The organism is Streptomyces sp. NPDC004788, assembly GCF_053601115.1.
Genome location: NZ_JBSGBF010000166.1, coordinates 1 through 7,869, shown reverse-complemented (window position 1 = coordinate 7,869; position 7,869 = coordinate 1). Strand labels below are relative to the sequence as shown.

The window sequence follows — 7,869 nt, the reverse complement described above, 5'->3', positions numbered from 1 at the left end:
CGGGGCGGACCGCTGGGCGGGGCGGCGGTCCGGCCGGCGCGGCTGTGCGGGCCGCGCGGGGCCGGGGACACGGCGGCGCGGAGGCTCCTGGAAGGGCACGGGTCACCTGCCGGAGGTCGTCGGGGCGGTCGGGGTGCCGGCGGGGACGGCCTGGGTCCCGGTCGGAGTGCCGGTCCGGGTGCCGGTCGCGGGCGGCTTCGGCGTGCCGGTCGCCCCCGTGGCCGGGGCCTGTGTCGCGGGCGGGGCGGGCGGCGGGGTCGGCCGCGGCGAGGGCTTCGGGGAGGCGGCCACCGTGGGCACGCCCCGCACCCGGCCGTCGGGGTCCAGGAAGACGGGGCTGCCGCCGGGCACCATGCCCAGCTCGCGGGCGCGCCGCTCCAGGGCGTCGGGGGCGGAGCTGTCGTCGACGTCCCGCTGCAGGGCCTGTTCCTCGTCGGTGAGCTCGGTGGTCTTCTTCTTCAGCTCGCTGAGCTTGAACGAGCCCTGGTTGAGGGCGGAGTTGAGCATCAGGAGCGTGATCAGACCGCCGCCGAGCAGCAGCACGACGAGCAGGACGAAGGGGGTGCGGGCGGCGGTGCTCGGCCCGGACGGCATGAGCCTGCCGAGCCTTGCGGCCCGCCCCTTCAAAGGCCCCTTCTGGCTCACTGCTCCACGTCCTCCCTGATCCGCTCCGCACCCCTGAGACGAGCGGGGGCCGCGCGGCGGTTCTCGGCGATCTCCTGCTCGGTGGGGAGCTCGGCGCCGCGGGTGAGGAGCTTCAGGCGGGGCTGGTACTGCTCGGGTACGACGGGGAGGCCGGGCGGCGCGGTGGTCGCGGCGCCCGCCGCGAAGACCTGCTTGACCAGCCGGTCCTCCAGGGAGTGGTACGAGAGGACGGCGATCCGCCCGCCCACGGCGAGCGCCTTCACGGCCGCCGGGATCGCCCGCTCCAGGACCGACAGCTCGCCGTTGACCTCGATCCGCAGCGCCTGGAAGGTGCGCTTGGCCGGGTTGCCGCCGGTGCGCTTGGCGGCCTGCGGCAGCGCGTCGCGGATCAGTTCGACCAGTCGGGCGCTGTTGGTGAAGGGCTCCTTCTCGCGCTCGCGCACGATCGCCGAGACGATCCGCTTGGCCTGCTTCTCCTCGCCGTAGGCGCGCAGGATGCGGACCAGCTCGCCGGCCGGGTAGGTGTTGAGGACCTCGGCCGCGCTCATGCCGGTCGTCTGGTCCATGCGCATGTCGAGCGGGGCGTCCTGGGCGTAGGCGAAGCCGCGGTCGGCCTCGTCCAGCTGCATGGAGGAGACGCCCAGGTCGAAGAGGACGCCGTCGACGCGCGGGATGCCGAGCCGGTCAAGGACCTCGGGCAGCTCGTCGTAGACGGCGTGCACGAGGGTGGCGCGCTCCCCGTACGGGGCGAGCCGCTCGCCGGAGAGGCGCAGCGCCTCCTTGTCGCGGTCGAGCGCGACGAGCCGCGCCTCCGGGAACCGCTGGAGCAGCGCCTCGCTGTGCCCGCCGAGGCCGAGGGTGCAGTCGACGACGACGGCGCCGGGGCGTTCCAGGGCGGGGGCCAACATGTCCAGGCACCGCTGGAGCATCACCGGGACATGTCGGTCGTTGCTCAAAGCGCCCTCTCAGATCCGGCGGAGACAGGTACCACCGGCGAGCGGAAGGGGCCGAGCCGTAGGTACCGCCGCATTTACGGGGAGAAACGGCGGAAATCGCTCGATGTCTCCGTGAACTTCGCGCCACTTTAGTCCACCGGACCCCCCGGTCAACCAACCGGCTGGCGCGTCGCGGGCTGCGGCGGGGAGGGACGATCGTTTCGCGGGATTCACCCGGACGGCCCCGTTTCCCACTCCCTGTGGGTTCGCTCACAACAAGGTTCTATGACTGTCTTTGTCCACTCTCACAGCATGCCTGTCCGCGCCGTGACCATTACCTTCGGAGACATGTCGACCTCTGCGCACCCCACTGCCGACGCGATACACACCGAGGACTCGGTCATCGACCGCTTCGTCCAGGCCAATGCGCGTTACGCCGCCGACTTCGCCGACCCCGGAATGGACGCCCGGCCCGTGCGCCGGGTGGCCGTGGTCGCCTGCATGGACGCCCGTCTCGACCTGCACGCCGCGCTCGGCCTGGAGCTCGGCGACTGCCACACCATCCGCAACGCGGGCGGTGTGGTCACCGACGACGTGATCCGCTCGCTCACCATCAGCCAGCGGGCGCTCGGCACCCGCAGCGTGATGCTGGTGCACCACACCAACTGCGGCCTCGAGTCGCTCACCGAGGACTTCCGGCACGAGCTGGAGGACGAGGTCGGCCAGCGTCCGGCCTGGGCCGTGGAGGCGTTCCGCGACGTCGACCAGGACGTCCGCCAGTCCATGCAGCGGGTGCGCACGTCCCCGTTCCTGCTGGACATCTCCGACGTCCGCGGCTTCGTCTTCGACGTGACGTCGGGTCTGCTGCGCGAGATCGACCCGGTCGAGCAGGCGTAGCGGACCGGCCCGGGCGGACGTAAGCCGACCGGCCCGAACTGACGGAGCCGAGCAGACGGTTCGCACCGGCACAAGCCCTCAAACCCCGGCAATTCGCCCGCAGTTATCCACAGGTGGGCCGGGGGCGAGTGACACGACCCGCTCGCGGCAACAAGAATGCACGGGTGACACCCCCCGGCCACCGCGCCGGGGGCAGGTGTCTGTGCTGCGAAAGGGCCGAGGAGGGCCGGGTGACGACCTATGACGATCGAGCGAGCCTCGCTGATCTGACCACCACAGCGGAGCGGATCCGCCGGTCGGTGGAGGGTGTGATCGAGGGCAAGCCCGAGGTCGTACGTCTCGCGCTGACCGTACTGCTCGCCGAGGGACACCTCCTGATCGAGGACGTCCCCGGCGTGGGCAAGACCATGCTGGCCAAGACGCTGGCCCGGTCCATCGACTGCTCGGTCCGCCGCATCCAGTTCACGCCCGACCTGCTGCCGTCGGACGTCACCGGTGTGTCGATCTTCGACCAGCAGCGGCACGAGTTCGAGTTCAAGCCGGGCGCGATCTTCGCCCAGATCGTCATCGGCGACGAGATCAACCGGGCCTCCCCCAAGACCCAGTCCGCGCTCCTGGAGTCCATGGAGGAGCGCCAGGTCACGGTCGACGGCCAGACGTACGAGCTGCCCAGTCCCTTCATGGTGGTCGCCACCCAGAACCCGGTGGAGATGGAGGGCACCTACCCGCTGCCCGAGGCCCAGCGCGACCGCTTCATGGCCAAGGTCTCCATGGGCTACCCGAGCCCCGAGGCCGAGCTGAAGATGCTCGACGTGCACGGCGCCGTCTCCCCGCTCGACGACCTCCAGCCGGTGGCGCACGCCCATGACGTGCTCAAGCTGGTCGAGGCCGTGCGCGCGGTGCACGTCGCCGACGCCGTCCGGCGGTACGCGGTGGACCTGGTCGCCGCCACCCGCACCCACCCCGAGCTGCGGCTCGGCGCCTCCCCGCGCGCCACGCTGCACCTGCTGCGGGCGGCGAAGGCGTCCGCCGCGCTCAGCGGCCGGGAGTACGTGCTGCCCGACGACCTCCAGGCGCTCGCCGCCCCGGTGCTCGCCCACCGTCTGCTGCCCACCGCGCAGGCGCAGCTCAGCCGCCGCACGGCCGAGCAGGTCGTGCTCGACATTCTCCAGCGCACCCCCGTCCCGGCCGCCGCGCCGCCCGCGCCGCACGCCGGACCGCTCTACGGCCAGCACCAGCCCGGCGCCCGGCGGCTGTGATGGACACCGCCGCCGCTCCGCAGGCCCCGCAGGGGTATCCGCCCCAGGGCGGCGAGGGGCAGCGGGAGGACGGCGACCGGGGCGGCCTGCGGGCCGCCCTGGCCGGGCTCACCACCCGCGGCCGGTCCTTCCTGGCCGCCGGGATCGCCGCCGCCGCCTGTGCCTACGTACTCGGCCAGTCCGACCTGCTGCGCGTCGGACTGCTGCTCGCCGTGCTCCCGCTGCTCTGCGTCGTCGTGCTGCACCGCACCCGCTACCGGGTGGCGGGCAGCCGCCGGCTCGCCCCGCAGCGGGTCGAGACCGGCACCGAGGCCCGCGTGCACCTGCGCGTGGACAACGTGTCACGGGTGCCCACCGGCCTGCTCATGCTCCAGGACCACGTGCCGTACATGCTGGGCCCGCGGCCCCGCTTCGTGCTCGACCGGGTCGAGGCGGGCGGCCGCCGCGAGGTGTCCTACCGGGTCCGCTCCGACCTGCGCGGCCGCTTCCCGCTCGGCCCGCTCCAGCTGCGGCTCAGCGACCCTTTCGGGATGTGCGAGCTGACCCGCTCCTTCAGCACCCAGGACAACCTCACCGTCATCCCCCGCACCGAACCGCTGCCGCCGGTCAAGCTCGGCGGCGAGTCCTCCGGATACGGCGACGGACAGCACCGGGCCCTCGCGCTCGCCGGGGACGACGACATCATTCCGCGCGCCTACCGGCACGGCGACGACCTGCGCCGGGTCCACTGGCGCTCCACCGCCCGCTACGGCGAGCTGATGGTGCGCCGCGAGGAGCAGCCGCAGCGCGCCCGCTGCACGGTGCTGCTCGACACCCGGGGCGTGGCCTACGAGGGCGGCGGACCCGACTCGGCCTTCGAATGGGCCGTCTCCGGCGCCGCCTCCGTGCTCACGCACATGCTGGAGCGCGGCTTCTCGGTGCGGCTGCTCACCGACACCGGCAGCACGGTGCCCGGCGAGGGCGCCGAGGGCTTCGCCGGCGGCGGGCGCTCCGTCGAAGGCGGCGCCGAGGCCGGCGGGCTGCTCCTGGACACCCTCGCGGTCGTCGACCACTCCGACGGCGCCGGGTTCTCCCGGGCGTACGACGTGCTGCGCGGCGGTCACGAGGGGCTGCTCGTGGCCTTCCTCGGCGACCTCGACGAGGAGCAGGCCGCGCTCACCGCCCGGATGCGGCAGCGGCACGGCACCGCCGTGGCGTTCGTGCTCGACTCCGGGACCTGGCTGACCGGCGGCGCCGTCGCCGGCGCGGTCGAGGACCGGGTGCGCCGGCTGCGGGAGGCCGGCTGGCAGGCGTTCGCCGTGGCGCCCGGCGCCCGGCTCGCCGAACTGTGGCAGCTCGCCGGCGGGGCCTCGGCCCAGGCGCCCGCGGGCGAGACGTACGGAGGCTGGTCATGAGCGGGCGCGGGCGGCTGACGCTTGCGGCCTCCGGCGCGACGCTGGCCGCGTCCGCCGCGCTGCTGCCGCTGGTGAAGCCGGCGGACTGGATCCTCACGGCGGTCGTCGTGGTCGGCCTGCAGAGTGCCGTCGGCCTGCTGACCCGGCGGGTGCCGCTGGCGCGGCCGCTGACGATCGCCGCCCAGGCGCTCGTCACCCTGCTCGCGCTCACCGTGGCCTTCGCCCACGAGCAGGCGGTCCTCGGCATCGTGCCGGGCCCCGACGTCCTCGCCTCCTTCGGGACCCTCTTCCAGGCCGGCGTGAACGACGTCGGCACGTACGCGATCCCGGCGCCGAACACGGCCGGCATCCGGCTGCTCCTGGTCACCGGCGTCGCGGTGATCGGCCTGCTCGTGGACACGCTCGCGGTGACCTTCCGCAGCGCGGCCCCGGCGGGACTGCCGCTGCTCGCCCTGTACTCGGTGGCGGCGGGACTCTCCGGCGGCGGCGCGGGCGGACTGCTCTTCCTGCTCGCCGCGGCCGGCTATCTGCTGCTGCTCCTGGCCGAGGGCCGGGACCGGCTCTCCCAGTGGGGCCGGGTCTTCGGCGGCGGCCGGGGCGAGGGCTCCGGCAAGGGCGGGCCGGCGTTCGCGCCGGTCCGCACCGGGCGGCGGATCGGCGCGGTCGCCCTGGGCGTCGCGCTCGTGGTGCCGTTCGCGCTGCCCGGACTCAGCGGCGGCTTCCTCGGCGGCGGCGAGGGCGAGGGCTCCGGCAAGGGCAAGGGCGGCACGATCTCGGCGGTGAACCCGCTGGTCTCGCTCCAGAACAACCTGCGCCAGCCCGAGAACCGCGAGGTCCTGCGCTACCGCACCAACGCCGTGGACACCAGCGGCCTCTATCTGCGACTCGTCGCCCTCGACCAGTTCGACGGCACCGCCTGGAAGTCCTCGGTCCGCCCGATCCAGGACGTGCCGGAGAACCTGCCCTGGCCCGACGGCCTCTCCCAGCAGGTCTCCGTCTCGGAGGTCACCACCAACCTGGTCGCCTCCACGGCGTACGAGCAGAAGTGGCTGCCCATGCCGTATCCGGCGGCGCGGGTCTCCATCAGCGGCGGCTGGCGGTACGAGCCGGCCGGCCGGATGCTCGTCGGCGACAACGGGCAGAACACCAAGGGCGCCCGGTACACCGTGACCAGCCTGGACGTGCGGCCCTCGGCCGAGCAGCTGGCGACGGCCCCGGCCGCGCCGGACGCGCTGCGCCGCGAGTACACCCGGGTCCCGGCCTCGCTGCCGGCGGACGTGCGCGCCACGGCCGAGAAGGTCACCCGCGGGGCGCGCAACGACTACGAGCGGGCGGTGCGGCTGCAGGACTGGTTCGCCCGGGACGGCGGCTTCCGCTACGACGTGGACGTCAAGTCCGGCACCGGTGTCGAGGCGATCTCCCGCTTCCTGAAGGACAAGGAGGGCTTCTGCGTCCACTTCTCCTTCTCGATGGCGGCGATGGCCCGCTCCTTGGGCATCCCGGCCCGGGTCGCCGTCGGCTTCATGCCGGGCACCCCGCAGAGCGACGGCTCGGTCTCGGTCGGCATCCGGGACGCGCACGCCTGGCCCGAGCTGTACTTCGAGGGGGCCGGCTGGACGCGCTTCGAGCCGACGCCGTCGCGCGGTTCGATCCCCGAGTACACCCGTGAGCACTCCTCCGGCGGCGCGGCCACCCCGTCCGCCCAGCCCTCGGCCGGCCAGACCGCCCAGCCCTCCGCGGCGCCCAGCGCCCAGGAGAGCTGCCCGCCGCAGTCCAGGCGGCTCGGCGAGTGCGGCCCGGACAAGGCGGCGGGAGGAGCGCTCTCGGACGACGACGGCTTCCCCTGGGCGCGGCTGCTCCTGGTCGCCCTGGGCGTGCTCCTGGTCCTGGGCCTCCTGCTGCTGCCGCTCCTGTGGCGCACCCGCATCCGGGCCCGCCGGCTCGGCCCCCCGGGCGACGTCCTCGCCGTCTGGCGCGAGATCAACGACACCGCCTGGGACTACGGGATCGCCCCGGACGACTCCCGCACCCCGCGCAGGACCGCGGCGCGCATCGTCACCCTGGGCGAACTCCCCGCCGACGCGGCCGACGCCCTCCACCGCGTGGCCCGTGCGGTGGAGGAAACCCTCTACGCCCCCCGCCCCCGGATCGGCCCCGCCCTCTCCCCCGAGGCGGCCACCGTCCGCCGCGCCCTCCACACCGCGGCCTCCCGCCGCACCCGCCTCCGAGCGGTCCTGCTGCCGAGGTCGGGCGCACGGGTGGTCTGGGCGACGCGGGACTGGTGGACGCGGGTCGCGGACGCGTGGTCGCTGCGCGTGAGAACGCTGGTACGACGCCCGTCGTAGGCCGGCAGCGCCCCAGGCGGGGCGCACCCCGCGGACACCTGACCGTCGCAGCGCGGCGGCGCCCCAGGCGCGGGCACGCCGCCCCCGCCCCCGTTGTGGGCATTCGTTCCGCTGGGGCGGAACGGGTGGGCACAACGGAACGACGCCCCGTGCCGGGCCTAGGCTCCTCGCGCGTTGACGCCCGGCACGACGGCGACGCGGTCGTGGTGCGGGTCCAGGCACAAGGGGCGGAGGCGCCGCCAAGCGCGCCGTCCCGTGTGCCCACCCGTCCCGCCCTGCGGGACGATTGCCCACACGGGGGGTGGGCGGCGCAGTGGGCGTGGCGGCCCACAACGGAGGAGCAGCCCGCACGGGGACGGGGGCATCGGCCACAACATGAGTGGGCCCGCACCTT

6 protein-coding genes are annotated in these 7,869 nt (G+C 74.4%); 4 read left to right on the top strand and 2 right to left on the bottom strand.

What is annotated here, in order from left to right; all coding sequences use genetic code 11:
• Window positions 1-102 precede the first annotated feature (102 nt).
• Together ACWEJX_RS36755 and rsmH are read right to left on the bottom strand one after the other, a co-directional pair.
• Entirely contained in the window at window positions 103-594 is a 492-nt protein-coding gene (locus ACWEJX_RS36755) for an FtsB family cell division protein (RefSeq protein WP_451611754.1), read from the bottom strand.
• Between the two features lie 47 nt (window positions 595-641).
• A complete protein-coding gene (rsmH, locus tag ACWEJX_RS36750) occupies window positions 642-1,601 on the bottom strand; it encodes a 16S rRNA (cytosine(1402)-N(4))-methyltransferase RsmH (protein ID WP_451611753.1) in 960 nt (319 codons plus the stop codon).
• A 327-nt stretch (window positions 1,602-1,928) separates the two neighbouring features.
• Between rsmH and ACWEJX_RS36745 the strand changes: the two genes are divergently transcribed.
• The 4 genes from ACWEJX_RS36745 to ACWEJX_RS36730 all read left to right on the top strand — a co-directional run bounded on the left by ACWEJX_RS36745 (window position 1,929) and on the right by ACWEJX_RS36730 (window position 7,475).
• The gene (locus tag ACWEJX_RS36745) at window positions 1,929-2,477 is read left to right on the top strand and encodes a beta-class carbonic anhydrase (protein WP_451611752.1); all 549 of its coding nucleotides are present in this window, start codon (window positions 1,929-1,931) and stop codon (window positions 2,475-2,477) included.
• A gap of 230 nt (window positions 2,478-2,707) precedes the next feature.
• Window positions 2,708-3,736: an AAA family ATPase gene (locus ACWEJX_RS36740; RefSeq protein WP_451611751.1), complete on the top strand. Its 1,029-nt coding sequence runs from the start codon at window positions 2,708-2,710 to the stop codon at window positions 3,734-3,736.
• Complete coding sequence (locus ACWEJX_RS36735) at window positions 3,736-5,130, top strand: DUF58 domain-containing protein (RefSeq protein ID WP_451611750.1); 1,395 nt, start codon at window positions 3,736-3,738, stop codon at window positions 5,128-5,130. The genes ACWEJX_RS36740 and ACWEJX_RS36735 overlap by 1 nt, the downstream gene beginning before the upstream one ends.
• Window positions 5,127-7,475 (top strand): transglutaminaseTgpA domain-containing protein, encoded by a 2,349-nt coding sequence (locus tag ACWEJX_RS36730; protein ID WP_451611749.1) that lies wholly within the window; start codon window positions 5,127-5,129, stop codon window positions 7,473-7,475. Before ACWEJX_RS36735 ends, ACWEJX_RS36730 begins: the two co-directional genes overlap by 4 nt.
• The last annotated feature ends 394 nt before the right edge of the window (window positions 7,476-7,869 follow it).